The following is a 21,072-nucleotide window of genomic DNA, read 5'->3' as shown; positions in this document are numbered from 1 at the left end:
AATCCTCATTTCAGCCGCGCGACATAGCGCACGGTATCGGGGTCATACCAGGTGAAGGATGCTTCGGCAGACTGGCCTTCCTGGGACCAGCTGATCCGGGTGATCAACGGCAGCGGCGCGCCGGGCCGGTGGGTAAAGCGCGCAGGCGCCCAGTCGGGGCAAGGGCCAAGGCCGATGCGGTCCTCGGCGCGCGCGATCCACAGGCCAAGCCGATGCCTGTAGAACAGGTAAAGCGATTCCGACAGGTCATCGGCGCCAATCTGCGGAACGATGTCACCATCGAGCCAGATCTCCTCGACCGCCGCGACCTGCCCTGACAGAAAGCGCAGGCGGCGGATGCGGTGGCCTTCGGCGCTGGTGCCGAAGGCTGGCAGATCGGGTGATTTGGCCAGTCGGTCCACCGAAAGCACCTCGGCCGTCGGCAGGCCGCCCCCTTCCACCCGCTCCAGCCGGAACATGGCATAGACCGAAGCCGGGTCCGATTTCGCGCGGATATAGTTGCCTGACCCCTGCACCCGATCCAGCAACCCCTTTTCTGCCAGCGATTTCAGCGCCTGCCGCAGGGTTCCGACCGCGATGCCAAGGCCGGAGGCCATCTCGCGCTCCGGCGGCAGGCGTTCGCCATCCATCAGCCGACCGGCCGCGATGTCACGGATCAGCAGTTCCGCAACCTGTTGATAGACGGGCAGAGAGCCGGGCTTCGCCATGACCACCTCGAATTGATACAGTATTGATCTACATATTGGCGGATGCTACGCAAGAGAAAAGATGCATGTGGAATAGAGAGAATCGATGACTGTCGTTCCCGTAACCTCCGCCGATCTGGATGCCGCCGAAGTCAGCTGGTTCGCGGCGCTTTGCTCCGATGATTATGAATATCTCGGCGTGCCGGACGGCCGCCTGCGCTCCAGCTGGGCGCATTGCTCCTCTATCGTGCAGCGCGCCGAGGGGCACGGGTTTCGCAATATCCTTTGCCCGTCCTCGTATCAGGTCGGGCAGGATACCCTGTCATTCGTGGCAGGCTGCGCGCCAATCACCGACCGCATCAACTTTCTCGCCGCGATCCGCTGCGGGGAAATGCAGCCCGTGATGCTGGCCCGCACCGTAGCGACGCTGGACCACATGTTGCAGGGGCGGCTGACGCTGAACGTCATTTCCTCTGATTTTCCGGGCGAGGTGGCCGACAGTGCCTATCGCTATCGCCGCAGTCACGAGGTGGTCGAGATCCTGCGACAGGCCTGGACCCGCGATCACATCGAATATGACGGCGAGGTGTACAAGATTGCAAAAGTCAGCAGTGATCCGGCCCGGCCCTATCAGCAGAACGGCGGCCCGCTGCTGTATTTCGGCGGCTACAGCCCCGATGCGCTGGAACTCTGCGGGGCGCAATGCGACGTCTATCTGATGTGGCCCGAACCGCAGGAGATGCTGGCCAACCGGATGCGCGCAGTTCACGAGCGCGCGGCGGAGCATGGCCGCACACTGGATTACGGGCTGCGGATACATATGATCGTCCGCGACACCGAGGCAGAGGCCCGCGAATATGCCGATCATCTGGTCAGCAAGCTGGACGATGAATATGGCAAGCTGATCCGCGACCGGGCGCATGACAGTATCTCGCTGGGTGTCGCGCATCAGTCCCGCGCGCGCGAACTGGCCGATCAGTTCGGCTATATCGAGCCGCAATTATGGACGGGCATCGGACGCGCCCGCTCCGGCTGCGGCGCGGCGCTGGTCGGATCGGTCGATCAGGTGCTGACCCGGATCGAGGAATATCGCAGGATGGGCATCCGGGCCTTCATCTTCTCGGGCTATCCGCATCTGGATGAATGCGATCACTTCGGGACCAGGGTTCTGCCGCAGATCAAGACCTGCTCGCTACCCCATGCCTATGGCCGGGTGCCCGCCAGCCCTCCCGCCACGCCCCTTGCAAACGGAGAACGCCGCTGATGATGGAACGCATCACGCTTGGAAACGTCACCTTGTCGCGGCTGGTCTATGGCATGTGGCGGCTGGGGGACGATGCCGATACCTCGCCCGCCCATGTGCAAGCCAAGGTCGAGGCCTGTCTGGCACAGGGCATCACCACGATGGATCAGGCCGACATTTATGGCGGCTATACTGCGGAGGGGCTCCTCGGCGCGGCCTTGCGCGCGGCGCCCGGTCTGCGTGACCGGATCGAGATCGTCACCAAATGCGACATCGTGGCGCCGGTGGGCCGTCATGCCGCCGCGAGGGTAAAGTATTACGACACCAGCGCCGCCCATATCACCGCCAGCGTTGAAACCAGCCTGCGGGAGATGGCAACCGACCGCATCGACCTTCTGCTGATTCACCGCCCCGATCCGCTGATGGATGCGGATGAAACCGGGGCCGCGCTGGATGCGCTGGTGGCCAGCGGCAAGGTGCACGCGGTGGGTGTGTCGAACTTCCGCCCGTGGGATTTCCGCCTGCTGCAATCGCGCATGGCCGCGCCTCTGGTCACCAACCAGATCGAGCTGAATCTGCTGGCGCGCGAGGCTTTTGTAAACGGCGATCTGGCGTTCCTTCAGGAAAACCGTATCGCGCCGATGGCATGGAGCCCGCTCGCCGGCGGGCACCTGCTGGCGGAATCGCGCGAAGGCCTGCGCCTGCGTCTGGCCGAGCTTGGCGCGGCAGCAGGGGCGGACTGGTCGGCGGCGGCAATCGCCTGGCTGCTGCATCACCCTGCGCGCATCCTTCCGGTGCTGGGCACCAATACCCTGTCGCGCATCGCGGGCATATCCGATGCGCTGCGGGTGCCGATGGACCGGCAGACCTGGTTCGAGCTTTACACCCTTGCGCAGGGGCAGGAAGTGCCATGAGTGCAGACGTCGCCTTCACCCCTGACGCGCTGAGCGCCCGTGCCTTCCGGGATGCCCTTGGCTGCTTTGCAACCGGCATTACTGTCGTCACCATCGACAGCGCCGAAGGCCCTATGGGCTTTGTCGCCAACAGCTTTTCCAGCCTGTCGATGGACCCGCCGCTGGTGTTGTGGTCACCTGCCCGCGCCTCGCGCCGCTTCCGCTTTTTCGCGGATGCGCCGCATTATGTGATCCATGTGCTTGCAGAGGATCAGGCCGACTGGATCGCCCGCTTCGGGCGGGACGGGGGCGGATTTTCCGGCCTCGACGTGCCGCGCAACCCGGAGGGTGTGCCGCTGATCCCCGGCGCGCTGGCGCGGTTCGACTGTGCGCAACACGGCACGCATGACGGCGGCGACCATCTGATCATCGTGGGTCGCGTGCTGCGGGCCGCAATGCAGGAAGGCGCACCGCTGGTGTTTTCCCGAGGCAGATACGGGCAGTTCCTGCCCGCCGCCTGAATGTAATGGTTCTGCGCTCCCGGGGAGGGGAGACGTGACAAGGGAGGGGGAATTTCATGGGGGCCTTCACAAGGCTTTTGAACGGTCTGGGCGCCTTCAACGCGACCCTGCTCTGGCTGGGTCGCGTGCTTGGCGCAACCGCCATGGGCCTTATGGTGCTCATCATTCTGGCGCAGGTTTTCTTCCGCTATGTGCTGGGTAATGCGCTGGCCTGGCCCGAGGAGGCAGCACGGTTCCTCATGCTCTGGGCGACCGGGCTGATGATCCCGACCGCCTATCGCCGGGGCGGGTTCGTCTCAGTCGAAATGCTGGTGTCCTTCCTGCCCCGCATCGTCGGGCGGTTGTTGGGCCTTGTGCTTCTGGCGCTGGCGCTGGTTGTCCTGGTCGCGGGCTTTCGCATCGGCCTGTCCGAGGTCACGGGCTTTGGCGGCAGGTTTGCAACCGACAGCCTGAAAGTGCCTGCCTCGCTGGCCCTTGATACCTGGGTGAAGGTGCCGAAATCCTGGATGATGGCCTCGCTCGTCACCGGGCTGGCCATGCTGATCCTCGTCAATGTCGAACTCATGCTGCGCGGGCTGGCCGAACTGACCGGGCAGCATCACGGGCTGGTCGCGATTGCCGATGCCGCCGATCTGAGGGCCGAGTGATGCTGAACCTGTTCCTTCCGCTGTTCCTTGTGCTGCTGCTGATGGGCCTGCCGGTGTTCTTCGGCCTGATCGCGGCACCCGGCCTGCTGCTTTGGGCCAACGGGCAAGAGCGTGATCTCGTCCTGCTTTACCGCAATGTCTACAACGGCATGGACAGCTTTCCGCTGATGGCCATTCCGTTCTTCATGATGGCGGGCGAGGTGATGAACCGCTCGAACATCACCTTGCGGCTGGTCGAGTTCAGCCAGGCCATGATGGGCCATCTCCGCGGCGGGCTGGCGCATGTGAACGTGCTTTCGTCCATGCTGTTCGCAGGTCTTTCCGGCTCCGCCGTGGCGGATGTCTCCGCCCTCGGGTCCATGCTCATTCCGGCGATGGAGAAACAGGGCTATACCCGCCGCTTCGCCGCCGCGATCACCGCCGCATCGTCGATCATCGGGCCGATCATCCCGCCGTCGGGCATCATGATCATCTATGCCTATGTGATGGGCGAAAGCGTGGCCGCGCTGTTCCTTGCCGGGATCGCGCCGGGCATCCTCATCGGCGGTGGCCTGATGCTGGCCATTCATCTGCTGGCCGACCGCTATGACCTTCCGGCGGCCACGCGTCGCGCCACATGGGCCGAACGCGGACAGGCGAGCCTCAAGGCGATCTGGCCGCTGATGACGCCGGTCATCATTCTCGGCGGCATTCTGGGCGGCGTATTCACCCCGACCGAGGCCGCTGCCGTGGCCGTCGGCTATTCAGTGCTGATCGGGATGTTCGTTCTGCGCAGCCTGCGGCTTGCCGATCTGCCCGGCATCCTGACGCGGGCAGGAATCACCTCGGCTGTCGTGCTGCTGCTGGTCGGCGCCGCCATGGCGTTCAAGACCGTCGCCTCGCTGTCGCACACGCCCGAGCTGCTGGCCTCGATCATCCTTGGCCTGTCCGACAATCCGCTGGTCCTGCTGCTGCTGATCAACCTGCTGCTGTTCGTGGTGGGCATGTTTCTGGATGCCGGTCCCGCCATCATCATCCTTGGCCCCATTCTCGGGCCGATCTTCACCTCGCTGGGCGTCGATTCCGTGCATTTCGCCATCGTCATGGCGGTGAACCTGACGGTCGGCCTGCTGACCCCGCCGATGGGGCTGGTGCTGTTCGTGACATCCTCGGTGTCAGGCCTCCGGGTCGAGACCGTAGCGCGCGCCACCCTGCCCTTCCTCGCGGTCGAAATCGTCGTGATCTTCCTGATCACCTATTTCCCCGCGCTGAGCCTGACCATCCCGCGCCTTGCGGGCTTCGTGAACTGACCAAGAGATAATGACAGGGAGGAAAGCATGATCTCGAAGACGCTGAAGGTGCTGCTGCTGGCATCGGCGCTTGCCGGGGCTGCCGGTGGCGCGTTCGCACAGGACATCGTTCTGCGCGCCACCGCCAATTCCAACGAGAGTGACGAGGATTACGACGGGCTCGTCGTATTCAAGAACTATGTCGAGAATGCCTCGAACGGGCAGATCGGGGTCGAACTGTTCATCGGCACCCAGCTTTGCGCCAAGGGCGATGAATGCCTCGCAGGCCTCGCCGACGGGTCGATCGACATCTACATTTCCACCAGCGGCGGGGCGGCGGGGCTGTTCCCCTATATTCAGGTGCTGGACCTGCCCTATCTGATGTCTGATGACCGCGTGGCAGAATCCGTGCTGGAGGGCGATTTCACCCGCAAGCTGCGCGACATGGTGCTTGAGGATTCAGACAGCAAGATCCGGCTGATGACCATTGGCAATACCGGCGGCTGGCGCAACTATGCCAATACCCGCAAGCGCATCGCCGCCCCTGCCGATCTGGCCGGGATGAAGATGCGCACCGTTCCGGCCGATCTGCCGCAGACGCTGGCCACCACGCTGGGCGCCGCGCCAACGCCGATCCCGTGGCCCGAGCTGTTCACTTCGCTTCAGACCGGCGTGGTCGAGGGCACCGCGAACGGGATCACCGATATCATGTCGATGAAGTTCACAGATGCCGGGGTGAAATACCTCACGCTTGACGGGCACAGCTACATGGGCGCCTTCTGGTGGATGGGCAATGACCGCTTCAACAGCCTGACGGACACTCAGAAACAGGTGGTTCTGGACGGGTTCGCGGCGCTGCAACAGGCCACGTTCGCCTCGCCCAAGCGCAAGGAAATTCAGGCTTACGCCGATTTCCGCGCCGCGGGTGGCGAAATCTATGTGCCTTCGGCGGAAGAGAAGGCCGCGTTCAAGGCTGCCGTCGATCCGGTGTTCGACTGGTTCCGCAACAATGTGGCGCGGGGCCCCGAGGTGCTGGACCTGTTCAACGCCGCCGTTGCCGAGGCGCAGGCCAAGGTCGATGCCGACCGCGCGGCCGATCTTAAGTAAGGCCAGACAGGGGCGGGGCGCTGCCCCCGCCCCGTTTCGAGACACGCCATGCACAGCCTTTCCCTTTCCGCGCGCCGTTACTTTCCGGGCCTTGCCATCGCGGCGGTCGTGGCGCTTTCGGCGCAGTTTCTGGCCGATCACTACGGCCCGCCCGCCATGCTCATGGCCATCCTGATCGGGCTCGCCCTCAACTTTCTGGGGGCAGAGGCGCGCACCGCGCCGGGGATCGCGCTTGCGGCGCGTCATGTGCTGCGGCTGGGTGTGGCACTTCTGGGTATCCGCATCAGCGCCGACATGCTGCTGGGGCTGGGGGCGCTGCCGCTGGTGATGGTGGCGCTTTCGGTGCCGCTGATCATCGGCTTTGGCCTGTTGCTGTCGCGTCTGCTGGGCCAGCCGGGGCGGTTCGGCTTTCTGACCGGCGGATCGGTGGCAATCTGCGGTGCCTCTGCCGCCATGGCCATCGGTGCCCTGCTGCCACAGGATGACCGACGCGAAAGGGATATTGCCTTCACCGTCATCGCGGTGACCGTGCTTTCCACCCTCGCCATGATCCTTTACCCGATCATCGCCGCGAACCTTGGCCTGTCGACCACCGCCACCGGGCTGCTGCTGGGGGGCACGATCCATGATGTCGCGCAAGTGGTCGGCGCGGGCTTTTCGGTTTCGACCGAGGTGGGCGAGGTGGCAACCCTGTTCAAGCTGTTCCGCGTGATCATGCTGGCCCCGACCGTGGTGATCGGCGCGCTGATCCTGCGGGGCACGGCGGCGGGCAGCGGCACGCGGCCGCCGCTGGTGCCGGGCTTCGTGCTGGGCTTTCTGCTGCTCGCCGGGGCCAATTCCTTCGGGCTGGTTCCCATGGCCTTGCGCGACCTGCTGGAGCCGGTGGTACGCGCCTGCCTGCTGATGGCAATTGGCGCCGTCGGCCTGCGCACCGATCTGCGCGGTCTGATGTCGGTCGGTATCACCGCCGCGCTGATGCTTCTGGCCGAGACGGTGCTGCTGTTCCTCGTGATCCTCGCAGCGGCCATCTGCCTGCCGCAATGACCCGACAGACAGACCGGCGGCTCAGGCCGCCGGTGCCGCGGTCAGAAACCGGCGCAGCGCGGCAAGCTCCGGCGGCCGGATCTCATGCCCGCCGGGTTCGATCAGGCTTTCAACCGCTGCATCCTGCGCCTTGAACCAGTCAATCAGCGCAAGCGATTGCGGCAGCGGACAGATCGGATCGCTGCGACCGGCGGTGACAAGGATCGGCAGCCCCTGCAAACCGGGCTGCGGCGCCGGAGTCCAGGGGATCAGCGGATGCAGCAACGCCGCCCGGTCGAACAGGCCCGGCTGGCGGAACAGCATGGCGGCAAGGATATTCGCGCCGTTCGAATAGCCGAAGGCCAGAAGTGGACGCGACGGCGCCTCGGCCCGCACATCGGCAACGAAGGCCAGCAGGGCATCGGTGCGATGGGCGAGATCGGCCATGTCATAGACCCCTTCGCCCGTGCGCCGGAAAAAGCGGTTGGCCCCATATTCCGAAACGTCGCCGCGCGGTGCGACGATCCCCGCCCCCGGCATCATTTGCCGGATCAGCTCGACAAACTGGAACTCGTCTCCCCCGGTGCCGTGCAGCGCAAGGATGACCGGCTGGTTCGCCCCGGCGGGGGCACGAAAACTGTGATAGCTCATATCAGCACTCCTCGGCAGAAAGACGCCCCGGCCTGCATGGCCGGGGCAGCGGAGCATCATGCCTCCAGCGGGTCAAGATGCGCCTCGATCCGATCGCGATACTGTTCGTAGCGGCTCGGCAGTTTCAGCGCCTCGCCCAGATGCGCGGCATCTTCATCGCGGTCGAAACCGGGTTCATTGGTCGCAATTTCAAACAACACCCCGCCGGGCGTGCGGAAGTAGATCGCCCAGAAATAATCGCGGTCGATCACCGGCGTAACCTGATAGCCGGTATCCATCAGCGCCTTGCGCACCTCAAGCTGTGCGGCCCGGTCCGGCACCGCGAAAGCGATGTGATGCACCGATCCGGCACCTTGCCGGGCAAACGGCGTGCCCGACAGGGCCTCAAGGTCGATGGTATCGGCACCATTGCCTTCTGGCAGGATGAAGCGGGTCACATTGCCCTCCACCCCCGCCTTCTCATAGCCCATGAAGCCCAGAAGCTCGGCCGTGGCGGCAGTATCGTTCAGCCGCAGGCTGGCCCCCGAGAAGCCACGGATCGCCGCTGCCTCAGAAATACCGCCACCCGTCCAGGCGGCGCGGCTGTCGCCCTCCGTCTCGACCAGCGAGAAGCCGTCACCATCCGGCCCCCGGAACCGGAGCCAGCCTGCCCCGAAGGCCGAGCCCTCTTCCAGACCGGCAACACCGGCGGCCGCAAAATGGTCTTTCCAGAACCCAAGCGCCCCCTTCGGCACCGAGAACCGGGTTTCCCCCACCTCGCCCACGCCGGGGCGGCCCCGCATGATCTGCGGGAAGGGGAAATAGGTCATCACCGTGCCGGGAGTGCCCGCCTCGTCGCCATAATACAGGTGATAGACGCTGGGCTCGTCGAAGTTCACGGTCTTCTTCACCCGTCGCAGTCCCAAAGTCCCGGTAAAGAAGTGGTTGTTCTGCCGGGCATCCGCCGCCATCGAGGTGACGTGATGCAGGCCCTTGATCTGATTCAGCATGGTCTCTGCCTTTCTGCGGCCTTGCCGCGACACGACTGGGTTGCCCTGTAGATAGCCCGCCTGATAGTTTCGCGGAATTGCCGCAAAAATTGCGACAGCATTGCACAGGACGTAATAATCGGCATGAACGACCTCAAGGCGCTTCGCACCTTCCTGCTGGCCACCGAAAAGCGCAGCTTCGCTCAGGTTGCACGCGAGATGGATACCACGCCGGCTTCGGTCACCCGCACCATCGCGGCGCTGGAGGATCAGGTTGGCGCCCAGCTTTTCGTGCGGACCACCCGGCAGGTCTCGCTCACCACGGATGGTGCGGTCTTTGCCGCACGCATCGCCCCGGCAATCCGGGCGCTGGACGAGGCGCGCGCCGATCTGCGCAACGCCCGCAAGGCTGACGAGGGCCGGTTACGGATCAATGCGCCGATGTCACTCGGCCAACGGGTGCTGCCGCAGATCCTGTGTGGCTTCCGCGACCTCTATCCCCGGATTGATGTCGAGATCGCGCTGAACGATCAGCTTCTGGACATGGTGGAGGAAAGCTATGATCTGGCGATCCGCATTTCCGGGCCGCCCTCGGACAAGTTCACCATCTGGCGCAAGATCTGCGAAATCCGCCGCCTGCTGGTGGCAGCGCCGGGCAGTCCCTGGGTCGCCGCCCGGCATCCGAATGACCTGCCCGCCGATGCCTGCCTGGGCTACAGCGGCGAAAGCCGCCGGGAAAGCTGGGTGCTGGCCAATGGCGGCGTCAGCGTCACCTTGTCCGCCGGGCGGGCGGTCAGCGCCAATAACGGCGAGGTTCTGGCGCATCTGGCCGCTGATGGTGCCGGGGTCGCGCTGTTGCCGGTCTTCATCGTGGCCGAGCAGTTGCGGACCGGCCGACTGGTGCCCATCCTGCCGGACTGGCAGCCGCCGCAGCTGTGGCTCACCCTGTTCTATCCGCCCTACCAGAAGCTGCCGCCCCGGATCGCCACCTTCTCGGATTTTTTCGAACGTCAGATCCCCGCGCTGGTCTCTGCCATCGAATAGCGGATCGCGCGTGCCTCAATAGCCCATGTCACGGGCCTTCAGCGCTGCCTCGACCCGGTTCCGCACCTGTAGTTTTTGCAGGATATTGGTCATGTAGTGCTTGATCGTCTTTTCCTGCAAATCCAGCATGCGGGCAATTTCCTTGTTGGACCGTCCGGTCGCCACCAGCCGCAGGATTTCCTCCTCGCGCGGGCCAAGCGCCTCGGCCTCCGGCACGTCGCGCGGCCCATGCCCCTGCATCGCGGCAAGCACCCGTGCCGCCAGCGCGGGCGAGACATAAGAGCCGCCACTGGCCACGCCCTGCAAGACCTCGATCAGTTCGCGGGCAGAAACACCCTTCAGCACATAACCACGCGCGCCCGCCCGCAACGCCGCCAGCAGGTCGTCATCGGCCTCAGATACGGTAAGCATCACGATACGCACTGCCGGAAACTGCTGCGAGATTACCGCCGCCGCCGTCAGCCCCGAACCCGGCATCGACACGTCGAGAAGCGCAATATCGGGCATATGCGCCTCGACTGCCTGCACCGCATCGTCCGCCGTACCTGCCTGCGCGACCACGGCAAAGCCTCCATGTTCGATCAGCGACAAGACCACACCGCCGCGCAACAGCGGATGATCGTCGGCCACGATGATATGGATGGGATCGGTCATCGCATCTCCTCCAGCGGCAGGCTGATCGACAGGCGCACCCCTGCCCCTGGCACAGCACGGATGCGAAACTCACCGCCGATACTTTCGACCCGTTCCCGCATTCCGGCCAGCCCCATCCCCGACCCCGATACGCTGTCGCTGCGGAGATCGGGGTCAAAGCCCGGCCCGTCATCGGCGATATCGACGCGCAGCCGCCCGGCCTCGACATGGCAACCCACCGTCACCCCCGCGCCCGGCGCATGGCGGAAAGCGTTCATCAACCCCTCCTGCACAAAACGATAAAGGCAGATGAGAATAGGGTGTGGCGGCGCGACCTCCGGCCACGGCCCGGCGGTGTCGTCGCGCTGCACCGTGGTGCCGGTGCGGCGCTCATGTGCTCCTATGGCGCGATCAAGGGTCTGCGCCACGCCCAGCCCTTCCAGTTCGGGCAGTGTCAGCCCCCGGCACAGGTCGCGCACATCGCTGAGTGCGGCATTCAATGTTTCGCGCAGCGCCCGCGCCTCCGCGTCATCCCCCGCCACCGAGGCCCGCCGCAACAGGCTGTCCAGCCGCAGCGAGGCCAGCGCCAGGGCCTGCGCCGGACCATCGTGCAATTCGGCACTGATCCGCCGCATCTGCCGCTCGTTCATCTCGCTCACACGTTGCGCCGCCCCCTGCACCCGTGCCCGCAGCGCCACGTTCTGCGCCGAGACCCGTGCCAGATCCTCCAGCCGCCCGGCCAGCGCGCGGTTTTGCGCCGCAATCGTCCGGCTGCCCGCCCGCACGATGCCAAACAGCGCGGCAAAGGTGACCGCCGTGACCGCCGCCACCATGGCCCAGGCATTGGCCTTTGCCGTCCACAGATCGGCCTCAAGCTCTGGCGCGACCAGATAGAACTCCGCCACCGCGATCACCTTGCCGGTCAGGATCGAATGGATCGGGTTATAGACCTCCAGCAATGGCACGCCGCTTTGCCGCTCTGCCGCGCTTTCCGCGCCCTCCAGCTCGTCGAAGGTCGCCGAAAGCTGGCCTTTCCAGGCCGCCCGCAATTCATCGCCCGGCGGGAAGGTTTGCCCGATCAGAGCGGCATCGCTGGCAAACGCCACGAAACCGCCCTCGCGCCAGATCTTGACCGAACGCACCCGCTCGGACAGCGGCGGCTGCTCCAGCAGGGCACGCATCCGGGCCAGTGTGACCGGCGAGAACTGCCGCGCCTCGGCAAGCTCTTGCGACAGCGGCGCGATGAAGCTTTCCATGTAGACCGCGCTGGAAATTGCCGAATTGCGCACCACCCCGCTTTCGATGGAGCGGCTGACCAGATCGCCCACCACCAGCATACCGATCAGACTGACGAAACTGCCGACCAGTGCAAAACGGTAATGCAGCGGAAGAGTGGCAAAACGGTCGCGCATCGCCCGCCACAGGGGCGCGCGTGCAGGGGCGGAAACGGGGCGGTCGGCAGGGCGCATGCTGGCAGACTGACGGATTTTGCGCCCGCACGCCATGGGGCGACCGGGCCACCCGACCTTGGTCCGATGCCGCACCGCCGCTGGTCGGACCGGCGGGCGCAGAGGTCGGGATGATCTGGTGCGACTCTGCGAAGACAGGCCTGATACAGTCATCGGCCACCCTGACCCAATCGGAGGATTGTTCATGACGATGATTTCCCTGCGCCGCCTCGCCACTGTCAGCCTGTCACTGGGCCTCCTGGGCCTCGCCGCCCCTGAACCCGCCGCTGCCGCATGGGATTCCACGCTGCCGCAGGCAGGCGTGACCACCGCAGCGCAGCCCACGCCCAAACGGATCGAGACGGCCCGCCGCGGACGCGGTGCCGATGACGGCCCCGGGCATCAGCGCGGCGGCAAGCGCCGCGGTCGGGGCGCCGACGACGGCCCGAACCACGGCTGAGACCCGGCACTGGTGGCTCTTGTCCGGGGCCACCCTGAACACGGAGAACCGCAATGAAGCTTCTGATGATCACCGGCCTGTTGACGCTTGTCGCCACTATGGCAGAGGCAGATCCCGCCACGATCGCGCAAACCGCCAAGGGCGCCACCTATGTCGATGCCGCGGGCATGACGCTTTATACCTTCGCGAAAGATGGCCCCGGCACATCCGCCTGCGAAGGCACCTGCGCAAAGAACTGGCCCCCCTTTGCCGCTTCGGCTTCGGATCATGCCAGCGGGGAATGGACCGTGATCCAGCGCAGTGACGGCCTGCGGCAGTGGGCCTACGAGGGCCACCCGCTCTATACCTGGATCAAGGACGCGGCCCCCGGCGACATCACCGGCGACGGCTTTCTGGACGGGGCATGGCAGGTCGCACAACCCTGACCCGGAAAACAGCCTTTCCTGCGCCCGGCCGCCCTGCGGACCGGGCGCTTTTTCTTGACGATCGGGCCCGGAACGGGCTGCCGGCTCGCCCCTGCCCCCAAGATCCATTCTCAATCTGCGCGAATGGATTGAAGCCAGCGGTCCAGACTGAGGCACGAAAACCGATGGCGGGGCTGTTTCAGCAGTGGCCACCCCTGCCCGACCTTCTCATAAAATCACATAAAATCATATAGATATAATTTTTCCCGCCTATTCTCCCACATACCACGCAGCGAGCCGAATCCGCTCTCGATATCACATTATGCATCCATAAGCTTGATCTTCATATTTTTCTCTCATTAATTATTGACATTTAATAACACTGAAATCTATCTTCCGCCAGAACCTGCGAAGGCACTCCGACAGTCGCGCAGCGACCGCACCGCCGGGCGCGCTCAGGTAACGCGACGAGACCATCGCCCCGCGCAGACACCGGCCCATCAAGTGAGGAAAGGACGCCCGACATGGCAGCCAGAGTTATCCCCGTCGTCACCCGCGCCCTCGCGCTGGACGACAGCACGCAGCAATCGGGCGAATGCGTCCGCCGGTCAGGCGTCAGCCCGCAGAACACCCCGGCGACGAAGATCTGGTTCGGCCGTGTCTCGAACGAACCCGGCCACCGCTCGCCTCCGCATCACCATGAGGAATGCGAGACCGGGGGCTATGTGCTGAAAGGGCACGGCCGGATCTACTATGGCGAAGACTACAGTGAATATGTCGACCTTCACGAAGGCGACTTTGTCTTTGTGCCGCCCTTCATGCCGCATGTCGAGGTGAACATGTCCACGACCGAGGAACTGGTGTGGCTGACCTGCCGCACGCCGGACAATCTGGTGACAAACCTGCCCGACGTGCCGGATTCGGCGCTGGAAGGCTATCGCCGGGCCTGACTGCGGCGCAACACCAGCGGGCGCGCAGCAATGCGCGCCCAATATTCACTCCCATCAAAGTATCGCATTGCGATAGTGATTTTTAGACATGCCTACGCCAAACAACTGGCAGGCAACTCCTTCCCTCTAACGGCTCGACGCAAAAATCTGCATAATTCACTGAATTTATGAAAGTTTTCGCTCAACCCTACGATCACCCTGACGCAAGACCTGCAAGAAACATATATTACCCATTAATAATTTATTGACATCAAATCTCACTATCTGCGAAACAGGTATCGCGCCGCAAGGAAAGCGGCCATAACGCTCTGGGAGGAGTCATGACCAACTTTAAGGCCGCCACCGCGGCATCCCTGATCGTGCTTGGCGCCACCGCGGCGCAGGCGGATGTGATCAAATTCAGCTATCCGGTGGCCGAGGACAGCACCATGGGCCAGACGGTGAACAAATTCGCCGAACTGGTCGAGGCCAAGACCGGCGGCGCGGTCACGGTCAAGGCATTCCCGAGCGCGCAGCTCGGCAATGAAATCCAGTCGATCTCGGCCGCGCAGGGCGGCATCGTCGAGGCGGCGGTGACGACCACGGCGGGTCTTGCCGCCATGGTGCCCGAATTCGACATGTTCAACGCGCCCTTTACCTTTGACAGCTATGCCCAGCTTGACGCTGTGACCCGCAGCGCGGTCGGCAATGACATTCTGGCCAAGCTGGAGCCGAACAACATCGTCGGCCTGTGCTACTGGGACTACGGCTTCCGCAACATCACCAACAACAAGCGCCCGGTGAAGACGCTGGAAGATGTCAGCGGCCTGCGGGTGCGCACCATCCAGAACGCCGTCTATATCGACTCGCTTCAGGCCATGGGCATGAACCCGACGCCCCTGCCCTTCCCTGAAACCTTCACCGCGCTTGAGACCGGCGCCATCGACGGCAACGAGATCGCCAATGACGTGACCCGCGCCGGATCGTTCTTCGAGGTGCAGAAATACCTGACCGAGACCCGGCATTTCACCACCCTGTCCGTGATGTATGTGTCGAAGAAGCTCTGGGACGGGCTGGAGCCCGCAGAGCAGACGGCCGTGCGCGAAGCCTGCCTCGAAACCTCGGAGTTCAACCGCCAGATCATCAATGACGGCGCGCAGGGCACGCTTGATTTCCTCGCGGAAAAAGGCATGCAGATCGACGAGATCGCCCCCGAGGAGCTGGCACGTTTCCGCACCGCCGTGGCGCCGGTGGTGGAAAAGATCAATGCCCGGTTCGACCCTGCCTTCGTGCAGGCCTTCCAGGCCGAAGTCGAAGCCAACAAGGGCAACTGAGCCCGCAGCGGCAGGGGCATAGCCCCTGCTGCCCCCCAAGGAACAGGAGAGAGCGCGTGCTGTTGCAAGGTCGGACCGCCATCGTCACCGGCGCCGGTAATCTGGACGGGATCGGCTTTGCCGTCGCCCGCCTTTTCGTGGCCGAAGGCGCGCGGGTCATACTGGCGGACCGCGATACGGAAGGTGTCGCCGAAGCGGCCCGTGCACTGGGTCCGGCGGCGCTTGGCTCGGCAACCGATGTGACGGATGCCGAAGCCTGCGCCGATCTTTGCGCCCTTGCCCGCGACCGTTTTGGCGGGCTGGACATTCTGGTCAATTCCGCAGGCCGCGTTCAGGCGCGCCGCACCGTCGACATCACACGCGAGGATTATGACGCGGTGATGGATGTGAATCTGCGCGGCACCTTGCAGATGTGCCAGTCCGCGCTGGGGCTCATGGGGGCCGGCGCCTCCATCATCTGCATCGCCTCCATCGCTGCACAGCGCGGCGGCGGGCTGATGGGCGGGCCACATTACGCCGCCTCCAAGGCCGGGGTTCTGGGGCTGGTCCGGGCCATGGCGCGCGATGTCTCGCCGTCCGGCATCCGGGTCAATGCCATCAATCCCGGCGTGATCCTGTCTTCGATGACACGCGGCTTCTATGACGACGACCTGACCGAGAAGGTCATGTCGCAAATCCTGCTGCGCCGCTTTGGCGAAACCGAGGATGTGGCACGGGCCTGCCTGTTCCTCGCGTCGGATCTGTCATCCTACATCACCGGATCGTCGCTCGACGTGAACGGCGGCATGCACATGAACTGAGGCCGCGCGCCTGTCGCGCGCCCGCCGGGGAGGAGCCGATGACGACCCTGTTCCAACTTTATCTGCGCCTGCTGAAGGGCTTCATCGTGTTTTGCCTTGCCGGCATGGTGGTGCTGGTCTTCGGCAATGTGGTGTTGCGCTATGCTTTCAACTCGGGCCTGACCATGTCCGAGGAATTCTCACGCTGGCTGTTCGTCTGGATGACCTTCGTCGGCGCCATCGTGGTGCTGCATGAAAATGGTCATCTGGGGCTGGATTTCATCGTGAACGCCCTGCCCCGCCCGCTGCGCCGCCTGTGCCTCGTGCTGGCGCACGGGCTGATGGTCTATGCGACATGGCTGGTGCTGGCCGGAAGCTGGGTGCTGGTTTCGGTCAACCGCAATTCCTATGCCCCCGCCACCGGCCTGCCGATGTCGCTTCTGTTCGGGGTCGGGCTGGTGTTCGGCCTGTCAACCGCCGCGATCCTGCTGTGGCGGATCTGGCTGATCCTGACCGGACGGCTGGACCGCATCACCATCGTGGACGAAGAGGCCGCTGCGCTGCATCAGGCCGGGGTGAAGTGACATGACGCTGCTGATCTTTCTGGGCTGCCTGCTGGGCGGCATGGCAATCGGGATGCCCATTGCCTATGCGCTGATCATGTCCGGCATCGGACTGATGGTCTATCTGGATTTTTTCGATGCGCAAATCGTGGCGCAGAACCTGCTGAACGGGGCAGACAGCTTCCCGCTGATGGCCGTGCCCTTCTTCATGCTGGCGGGCGAGGTGATGAACACCGGCGGCCTGTCGCGCCGCATCGTCAACCTGTCGGTGGCGGCGGTGGGCCATGTGCGGGGCGGGCTGGGCTATGTTGCCATTCTGGCGGCGGCGGTGCTGGCCAGCCTGTCGGGTTCGGCCGCGGCGGATGCGGCGGCGCTGTCGGCCATTCTGGTGCCGATGATGGTGCGCGCCGGCCATGGGCCGGGCCGGTCAGCCGGGCTGATTGCCTCGGCCGGGATTTCGGCACTGATCATCCCGCCCTCCATCGGGTTCATCCTGCTGGGCGTTGTGGGCAATATCTCGATCACCCGGCTTTTCATCGCCGGGATCGTGCCCGGCATCCTGATGTGCGGGGTTCTGGCGCTGACCTGGATGCTGGTGGCCCGTCACGACCGGGTAGAGCCGCTGCCGCGCGCACCCCGCGGCGCCGTGCTGGCCGAGGCGCGCGCCGGGATCTGGGCACTGATGCTGCCGGTGATCATTCTGGTCGGCCTGCGCATGGGCGTGTTCACCCCGACCGAAGCCGGGGTTGTCGCCGCCGTCTATGCGCTGTTCGTGTCGATGGTGATTTACCGCGAGCTGAAACCGGCCGACCTCTATCCGGTGTTTCTGGGCGCCGCCAAGACGACGGCCATGGTGATGTTTCTTGTCGCCGCCGCCATGGTTTCCAGCTGGATGGTCACGATCGCGGGCCTGACAGACCAGATCGCCGCACTGACCGCCCCCTTCGCGCATGATCCGCGGCTTCTGATGCTCGTCGTGGTGGCGCTGGTGCTGGTGGTCGGCTGCGCGATGGATATGGTGCCGATCATCCTGATCCTGTTCCCCGTGCTGCTTCCCGGCGTCAAGGCGGCGGGGATCGACCCGGTCTATTTCTCGGTCGTGTTCATGATCGCCACGGCGGTCGGCCTGCTGACCCCGCCGGTCGGATCGGTGCTGAACGTGGTGGCGGGCGTGTCGCGGGTGCCGCTGACGCGGGTGATCGGGGGGATCTGGCCCTTCATCCTCGCACAGCTTCTGGTGCTTGCGCTGCTGATCCTGTTTCCTGCAATCGTGATCGTACCCGCCGGGTTTATCTCGGGGCAGTGAGGAGAGGGTGATGCAGGACGATGACGGCGGCGGCAAATCGAACAGCCTTGAAAAGATGCTGGCCATCCTGGACGGGTTCGACGAGGACCATGTGGTGCTGGATGTCGGTCGCGCGGCAGAGCTTTCGGGCTCGTCGCGCCCCAGCGCCTACCGCTATCTTCAGGCGCTGACACGCTCGGGCCTGCTCACCCCGGCCAGCGGCGGCACCTATGCGCTGGGGTCGCGGGTGATCGAGCTGGAGATGGTGCGCCGCGTCAATGATCCGCTGTATCGCGCCTCGCATCACCTGATCCGTCATTACAGCCAGACCACCGGGCTGAATATCATGGTGTGCAGCTATTACGGCGACAAGGTTCTGTGCACCGATTTCGCCTGGGCAGACCGCAGCACCCCGGATATCTACCGCCCCGGGCGGTCGATGCCGCTGTTTCGCGGCGCGATGGCCAAGGTCATTCTGGCCAATCATTCGCTCGCACTGCTGAAATCCATCTGGACCCATAACGAGGCGCAGATCCGCGAGGCCGGGCTGGGTGACAGCCTTGCCGTCTTCCTTGACCAGATGGCGGCGATCCGCGCCGCCGGGGCGCTGGTCACGCGGGCCGAGGTCTTTGCCGATCTGGTCGGCGTCGCGGCGCCGGTGCTGGATCTCAACGGGCAGATTCTGGGCAGCGTCGTCTTCGTGCTGACGGTACAGCGCTACCAGACCTCGGACCCTGAGCAACTCGCCGAGGAAATCCGCGAGCTGTCACGAGGCATCCAGCGCGGGATCAGCCGCGCCAACCGTTTCGATGCGATCACCCCCGGCGCCGCCGCCAAGCCGCGCCGCGCCCCGGTCTATCGAAGCTGAAGCACCGGGCGGGCGGCCCGGCAGGAAAGGACGAAGGCATGAAACTGATGCGAGTGGGCCCGCTGGGCCAGGAAAAACCGGCGCTGCTGGATGCGGCTGGACGGATACGTGATCTGTCGGCCCATGTTGATGATATCGCTGGCGCCGCACTTTCTCCCGAGGGGCTGGCGCGTCTTGCGGCGCTGGACCCTGACAGCCTGCCGCTGATCGAGGGCAAGCCGCGCATCGGCGCCTGTGTGGGTGCGGTGGGCAAGTTCCTGTGCATCGGTCTGAACTACGCCGATCACGCCCGCGAAACCGGCAAGGAACCCCCGGAGGAACCCGTGGTCTTCGCCAAGGCCACCAGCGCCATCTGTGGCCCGGACGACGATGTGGAAATCCCGCGCGGATCGGAAAAGACCGATTGGGAGGTTGAACTGGGCGTGGTCATCGGCAGCCGGGCCAAATATGTCTCCGAGGCCGAGGCGATGGACCATGTGGCGGGCTATTGCCTGATCAACGATCTGTCGGAACGGGCCTTCCAGTCGGAACGCGGCGGGCAATGGACCAAGGGCAAGAGCCATGACACCTTTGGCCCCATCGGCCCCTGGCTGGTGACGCGCGACGAGATCGCCGATGTGCAGTCGCTGTCGATGTGGCTCGATGTCGATGGGGTCCGGCGTCAGACCGGCTCGACCGCCACCATGATCTTCGGCGTGGCGCATCTTGTCAGCTATCTGTCGCAGTTCATGACCCTGCTGCCCGGCGACGTGATCTCGACCGGCACGCCGCCCGGCGTCGGGCTGGGGATGAAGCCGCCGGTCTATCTGCGCGCGGGTCAGGTGGTCACGCTGGGGATCGAGGGGCTGGGCACTCAGCGCCAGCGGATGATCCCGGCATGACCGGCCCCGCAGAATGGCGGCAGGCTCTGACCGATCTGTCGGGCAAGACCGCGATTGTGACAGGCGGCGCGCGCGGGCAGGGCGCGGCTGAAGTGCGGCTTCTGGCAGAATGCGGAGCGCGGGTGCTGATCTGCGACGTGCTGGATCAGGACGGCGCCGCTCTGGCAGCGAATCTGGGCGAAGCCGCGCGCTTCCTGCGCCTTGACGTGACCAGCGCCGAAGGCTGGGCGGATGCGATCCGGACCTGCCGCGACTGGACGGGGCGGCTGGACGTATTGGTGAACAACGCCGGCATCATCAACCGCACGCTGATTGCCGACACCACGCCCGAAGCCTGGCGGCGCCTGCTGGATGTAAACCTGACCGGCGCTTTCCTTGGCATTCAGGCGGCGGCGCCACTGATGGCGGAAGGTGGTGGCGGGGCGATCATCAACATTTCGTCCAACTCGGCCTTCAGCGGCCATGCGGACCCGGCCTATACCGCAAGCAAATGGGGCCTGCGCGGGCTGACACGCTCGGCCGCAATGGAATATGCCGCGCAGAACATCCGGGTGAATGCGGTCTGTCCCGGCCTGATCGTGACCGACCTCAACCGCGCCTCGCCGCATCTGCAACCGATGATCGACCTGACCCCGGCCCGCCGCTCGGGCGAGGCGGAGGAGGTGGCGCAACTGGTGTTATACCTTGCGTCCCCCGCCGCACGCTTCGTCACCGGCGAGGATTTCCTGATTGACGGCGGTTTCATTGCCGGGGCCGCCTATCGGCATGTTGCGGTCAGGACCGGGCTTCTGCCGGAGTGAGGGGTGGCAGCGCGCCCGGCCAGATGATGCCGCTGCGGTGCAGGATTTCGGCACAATAGGCACTGACGCGTGGCGGAAGGGAAAGCCCTTCCACCACCGCCAGGGTGCGCAGCACCGGAAACAGCAGGATGTCATCCAGCCCGGTCCGCGCGGGATCGGGCAACAGCGGCTCTAGCGCGGCCAGGCCTTCGGCCAGTTCGGCAAGCAGACGGTCGGTGCCTGCCCGCAGTGCCGGAAAGGAACCATGGCGCTGCTCTTTCGCCGCCGTAAAAGCCGCCCGCGCCTGCGCGCTGCGGAATTCGGGGAACCGCGGGTCCGCCACGCGCGGCAGCACCAGGTCCCAGATCACCGGCTTCCAGGCTGTGATCCAGCCGGTGATCGCAGCACTTTCCGGGCCATCGAACAGCCGCGCGCCCTGCATCCGGTCGATCTTGTGCAGGATATCCAGGCTTTCGCCCATATGCCCCTCGTCGTCCTGCCATATCGGCAGCATCTTCCGCCCGATCAGACGCAGCGGCGTCGCCGCATCATCATAAGGCAGATAGATCAGCTCCACCGGCAGCGCCTTCAGCCGCGCCCCAAGCAGGACGCGAATGCAGTAAGGGCAGTGATCATAAAGGTAGAGCCGCATGGACTG

The 21,072-nt window shown here is 64.8% G+C and carries 24 protein-coding genes; 18 read left to right on the top strand and 6 right to left on the bottom strand.

Going from position 1 to position 21,072, the window contains the following annotated elements:
• Nucleotides 1–5: 5 nt before the first annotated feature.
• Nucleotides 6–707: a GntR family transcriptional regulator gene (locus IE126_RS13205; RefSeq protein ID WP_189381276.1), complete on the bottom strand. Its 702-nt coding sequence runs from the start codon at nt 705–707 to the stop codon at nt 6–8.
• 85 nt (nt 708–792) lie between these two features.
• Here IE126_RS13205 and IE126_RS13200 point away from each other — a divergent pair, with 85 nt between their 5' ends.
• From IE126_RS13200 to IE126_RS13170, 7 genes are read left to right on the top strand one after another with little or no spacing between them, the layout of a single operon-like run.
• Entirely contained in the window at nt 793–1,950 is a 1,158-nt protein-coding gene (locus IE126_RS13200) for an LLM class flavin-dependent oxidoreductase (RefSeq protein ID WP_189381275.1), read from the top strand.
• A 2-nt stretch (nt 1,951–1,952) separates the two neighbouring features.
• Nucleotides 1,953–2,843, top strand: a complete 891-nt coding sequence (locus IE126_RS13195) for an aldo/keto reductase (RefSeq protein WP_189381324.1) — start codon at nt 1,953–1,955, stop codon at nt 2,841–2,843.
• Nucleotides 2,840–3,343, top strand: a complete 504-nt coding sequence (locus IE126_RS13190) for a flavin reductase family protein (protein WP_189381274.1) — start codon at nt 2,840–2,842, stop codon at nt 3,341–3,343. Before IE126_RS13195 ends, IE126_RS13190 begins: the two co-directional genes overlap by 4 nt.
• Before the next feature lie 56 nt (nt 3,344–3,399).
• The gene (locus IE126_RS13185) at nt 3,400–3,990 is read left to right on the top strand and encodes a TRAP transporter small permease (protein ID WP_189381273.1); all 591 of its coding nucleotides are present in this window, start codon (nt 3,400–3,402) and stop codon (nt 3,988–3,990) included.
• Nucleotides 3,990–5,279 (top strand): TRAP transporter large permease, encoded by a 1,290-nt coding sequence (locus IE126_RS13180; RefSeq protein ID WP_189381272.1) that lies wholly within the window; start codon nt 3,990–3,992, stop codon nt 5,277–5,279. The genes IE126_RS13185 and IE126_RS13180 overlap by 1 nt, the downstream gene beginning before the upstream one ends.
• 27 nt (nt 5,280–5,306) lie before the next feature.
• Complete coding sequence (dctP, locus tag IE126_RS13175) at nt 5,307–6,365, top strand: TRAP transporter substrate-binding protein DctP (protein WP_189381271.1); 1,059 nt, start codon at nt 5,307–5,309, stop codon at nt 6,363–6,365.
• A gap of 48 nt (nt 6,366–6,413) precedes the next feature.
• Nucleotides 6,414–7,409 carry a YeiH family protein gene (locus tag IE126_RS13170; RefSeq protein ID WP_189381270.1) on the top strand — a complete coding sequence of 332 codons (996 nt, stop codon included), beginning with the start codon at nt 6,414–6,416 and terminating at the stop codon, nt 7,407–7,409.
• Nucleotides 7,410–7,430: 21 nt separating this feature from the next.
• Here IE126_RS13170 and IE126_RS13165 read toward each other — a convergent pair whose 3' ends face one another.
• Together IE126_RS13165 and IE126_RS13160 are read right to left on the bottom strand one after the other, a co-directional pair.
• Nucleotides 7,431–8,039 (bottom strand): alpha/beta hydrolase, encoded by a 609-nt coding sequence (locus IE126_RS13165; protein WP_189381269.1) that lies wholly within the window; start codon nt 8,037–8,039, stop codon nt 7,431–7,433.
• A gap of 56 nt (nt 8,040–8,095) precedes the next feature.
• Nucleotides 8,096–9,028, bottom strand: coding sequence for a VOC family protein (locus IE126_RS13160; RefSeq protein WP_189381268.1), 933 nt, complete (start codon nt 9,026–9,028; stop codon nt 8,096–8,098).
• A gap of 123 nt (nt 9,029–9,151) precedes the next feature.
• Between IE126_RS13160 and IE126_RS13155 the strand changes: the two genes are divergently transcribed.
• Complete coding sequence (locus IE126_RS13155; RefSeq protein WP_189381267.1) at nt 9,152–10,051, top strand: LysR family transcriptional regulator; 900 nt, start codon at nt 9,152–9,154, stop codon at nt 10,049–10,051.
• A gap of 15 nt (nt 10,052–10,066) precedes the next feature.
• Here the strand turns inward: IE126_RS13155 and IE126_RS13150 are convergent, their stop codons facing one another.
• Nucleotides 10,067–10,705: a response regulator gene (locus tag IE126_RS13150; RefSeq protein ID WP_189381266.1), complete on the bottom strand. Its 639-nt coding sequence runs from the start codon at nt 10,703–10,705 to the stop codon at nt 10,067–10,069.
• The gene (locus tag IE126_RS13145; RefSeq protein ID WP_189381265.1) at nt 10,702–12,096 is read right to left on the bottom strand and encodes a sensor histidine kinase; all 1,395 of its coding nucleotides are present in this window, start codon (nt 12,094–12,096) and stop codon (nt 10,702–10,704) included. Before IE126_RS13145 ends, IE126_RS13150 begins: the two co-directional genes overlap by 4 nt.
• 241 nt (nt 12,097–12,337) lie before the next feature.
• Here IE126_RS13145 and IE126_RS13140 point away from each other — a divergent pair, with 241 nt between their 5' ends.
• The 10 genes from IE126_RS13140 (at nt 12,338) to IE126_RS13095 (ending at nt 20,435) form a co-directional block, all read left to right on the top strand.
• Nucleotides 12,338–12,592, top strand: coding sequence for a hypothetical protein (locus IE126_RS13140; protein ID WP_189381264.1), 255 nt, complete (start codon nt 12,338–12,340; stop codon nt 12,590–12,592).
• Between the two features lie 53 nt (nt 12,593–12,645).
• Nucleotides 12,646–13,017, top strand: coding sequence for a COG4315 family predicted lipoprotein (locus IE126_RS13135; RefSeq protein WP_054302048.1), 372 nt, complete (start codon nt 12,646–12,648; stop codon nt 13,015–13,017).
• Between the two features lie 503 nt (nt 13,018–13,520).
• On the top strand, nt 13,521–13,946 hold the full coding sequence (locus IE126_RS13130; RefSeq protein WP_054302047.1) for a cupin domain-containing protein: 426 nt from the start codon (nt 13,521–13,523) through the stop codon (nt 13,944–13,946).
• A 320-nt stretch (nt 13,947–14,266) separates the two neighbouring features.
• Nucleotides 14,267–15,259 (top strand): TRAP transporter substrate-binding protein DctP, encoded by a 993-nt coding sequence (dctP, locus tag IE126_RS13125; protein ID WP_189381263.1) that lies wholly within the window; start codon nt 14,267–14,269, stop codon nt 15,257–15,259.
• Nucleotides 15,260–15,315: 56 nt separating this feature from the next.
• Nucleotides 15,316–16,059, top strand: a complete 744-nt coding sequence (locus IE126_RS13120; protein ID WP_189381262.1) for an SDR family NAD(P)-dependent oxidoreductase — start codon at nt 15,316–15,318, stop codon at nt 16,057–16,059.
• Nucleotides 16,060–16,097: 38 nt separating this feature from the next.
• Nucleotides 16,098–16,622, top strand: coding sequence for a TRAP transporter small permease (locus IE126_RS13115; protein WP_054302044.1), 525 nt, complete (start codon nt 16,098–16,100; stop codon nt 16,620–16,622).
• A gap of 1 nt (nt 16,623) precedes the next feature.
• The gene (locus IE126_RS13110; RefSeq protein ID WP_054302043.1) at nt 16,624–17,907 is read left to right on the top strand and encodes a TRAP transporter large permease; all 1,284 of its coding nucleotides are present in this window, start codon (nt 16,624–16,626) and stop codon (nt 17,905–17,907) included.
• Between the two features lie 10 nt (nt 17,908–17,917).
• Complete coding sequence (locus tag IE126_RS13105) at nt 17,918–18,754, top strand: IclR family transcriptional regulator (protein ID WP_189381261.1); 837 nt, start codon at nt 17,918–17,920, stop codon at nt 18,752–18,754.
• A 38-nt stretch (nt 18,755–18,792) separates the two neighbouring features.
• Complete coding sequence (locus IE126_RS13100) at nt 18,793–19,635, top strand: fumarylacetoacetate hydrolase family protein (protein WP_189381260.1); 843 nt, start codon at nt 18,793–18,795, stop codon at nt 19,633–19,635.
• On the top strand, nt 19,632–20,435 hold the full coding sequence (locus IE126_RS13095; protein WP_189381259.1) for an SDR family NAD(P)-dependent oxidoreductase: 804 nt from the start codon (nt 19,632–19,634) through the stop codon (nt 20,433–20,435). Before IE126_RS13100 ends, IE126_RS13095 begins: the two co-directional genes overlap by 4 nt.
• Here IE126_RS13095 and grxB read toward each other — a convergent pair.
• A complete protein-coding gene (grxB, locus tag IE126_RS13090; RefSeq protein ID WP_189381258.1) occupies nt 20,410–21,066 on the bottom strand; it encodes a glutaredoxin 2 in 657 nt (218 codons plus the stop codon). The two genes, IE126_RS13095 and grxB, sit on opposite strands and share 26 nt — an antisense overlap.
• Nucleotides 21,067–21,072: the final 6 nt, after the last annotated feature.

Source organism: Gemmobacter nanjingensis, from assembly GCF_014652195.1.
GTDB classification, from domain to species: Bacteria; Pseudomonadota; Alphaproteobacteria; order Rhodobacterales; family Rhodobacteraceae; genus Gemmobacter; species Gemmobacter caeni.
Note: the sequence above shows the minus strand (reverse complement) of the source record. Positions and strands in the feature narration are given on the sequence as shown.

Bases quoted from the DNA above. Each gene is read 5' to 3' on its own strand.
- IE126_RS13205 (WP_189381276.1), bottom strand. From the start codon at position 707: ATGGCGAAGCCCGGCTCTCTGCCCGTCTATCAACAGGTTGCGGAACTG.
- IE126_RS13200 (WP_189381275.1), top strand. From the start codon at position 793: ATGACTGTCGTTCCCGTAACCTCCGCCGATCTGGATGCCGCCGAAGTC.
- IE126_RS13195 (WP_189381324.1), top strand. From the start codon at position 1,953: ATGGAACGCATCACGCTTGGAAACGTCACCTTGTCGCGGCTGGTCTAT.
- IE126_RS13190 (WP_189381274.1), top strand. From the start codon at position 2,840: ATGAGTGCAGACGTCGCCTTCACCCCTGACGCGCTGAGCGCCCGTGCC.
- IE126_RS13185 (WP_189381273.1), top strand. From the start codon at position 3,400: ATGGGGGCCTTCACAAGGCTTTTGAACGGTCTGGGCGCCTTCAACGCG.
- IE126_RS13180 (WP_189381272.1), top strand. From the start codon at position 3,990: ATGCTGAACCTGTTCCTTCCGCTGTTCCTTGTGCTGCTGCTGATGGGC.
- dctP (WP_189381271.1), top strand. From the start codon at position 5,307: ATGATCTCGAAGACGCTGAAGGTGCTGCTGCTGGCATCGGCGCTTGCC.
- IE126_RS13170 (WP_189381270.1), top strand. From the start codon at position 6,414: ATGCACAGCCTTTCCCTTTCCGCGCGCCGTTACTTTCCGGGCCTTGCC.
- IE126_RS13165 (WP_189381269.1), bottom strand. From the start codon at position 8,039: ATGAGCTATCACAGTTTTCGTGCCCCCGCCGGGGCGAACCAGCCGGTC.
- IE126_RS13160 (WP_189381268.1), bottom strand. From the start codon at position 9,028: ATGCTGAATCAGATCAAGGGCCTGCATCACGTCACCTCGATGGCGGCG.
- IE126_RS13155 (WP_189381267.1), top strand. From the start codon at position 9,152: ATGAACGACCTCAAGGCGCTTCGCACCTTCCTGCTGGCCACCGAAAAG.
- IE126_RS13150 (WP_189381266.1), bottom strand. From the start codon at position 10,705: ATGACCGATCCCATCCATATCATCGTGGCCGACGATCATCCGCTGTTG.
- IE126_RS13145 (WP_189381265.1), bottom strand. From the start codon at position 12,096: ATGCGCGACCGTTTTGCCACTCTTCCGCTGCATTACCGTTTTGCACTG.
- IE126_RS13140 (WP_189381264.1), top strand. From the start codon at position 12,338: ATGACGATGATTTCCCTGCGCCGCCTCGCCACTGTCAGCCTGTCACTG.
- IE126_RS13135 (WP_054302048.1), top strand. From the start codon at position 12,646: ATGAAGCTTCTGATGATCACCGGCCTGTTGACGCTTGTCGCCACTATG.
- IE126_RS13130 (WP_054302047.1), top strand. From the start codon at position 13,521: ATGGCAGCCAGAGTTATCCCCGTCGTCACCCGCGCCCTCGCGCTGGAC.
- dctP (WP_189381263.1), top strand. From the start codon at position 14,267: ATGACCAACTTTAAGGCCGCCACCGCGGCATCCCTGATCGTGCTTGGC.
- IE126_RS13115 (WP_054302044.1), top strand. From the start codon at position 16,098: ATGACGACCCTGTTCCAACTTTATCTGCGCCTGCTGAAGGGCTTCATC.
- IE126_RS13110 (WP_054302043.1), top strand. From the start codon at position 16,624: ATGACGCTGCTGATCTTTCTGGGCTGCCTGCTGGGCGGCATGGCAATC.
- IE126_RS13105 (WP_189381261.1), top strand. From the start codon at position 17,918: ATGCAGGACGATGACGGCGGCGGCAAATCGAACAGCCTTGAAAAGATG.
- IE126_RS13100 (WP_189381260.1), top strand. From the start codon at position 18,793: ATGAAACTGATGCGAGTGGGCCCGCTGGGCCAGGAAAAACCGGCGCTG.
- IE126_RS13095 (WP_189381259.1), top strand. From the start codon at position 19,632: ATGACCGGCCCCGCAGAATGGCGGCAGGCTCTGACCGATCTGTCGGGC.
- grxB (WP_189381258.1), bottom strand. From the start codon at position 21,066: ATGCGGCTCTACCTTTATGATCACTGCCCTTACTGCATTCGCGTCCTG.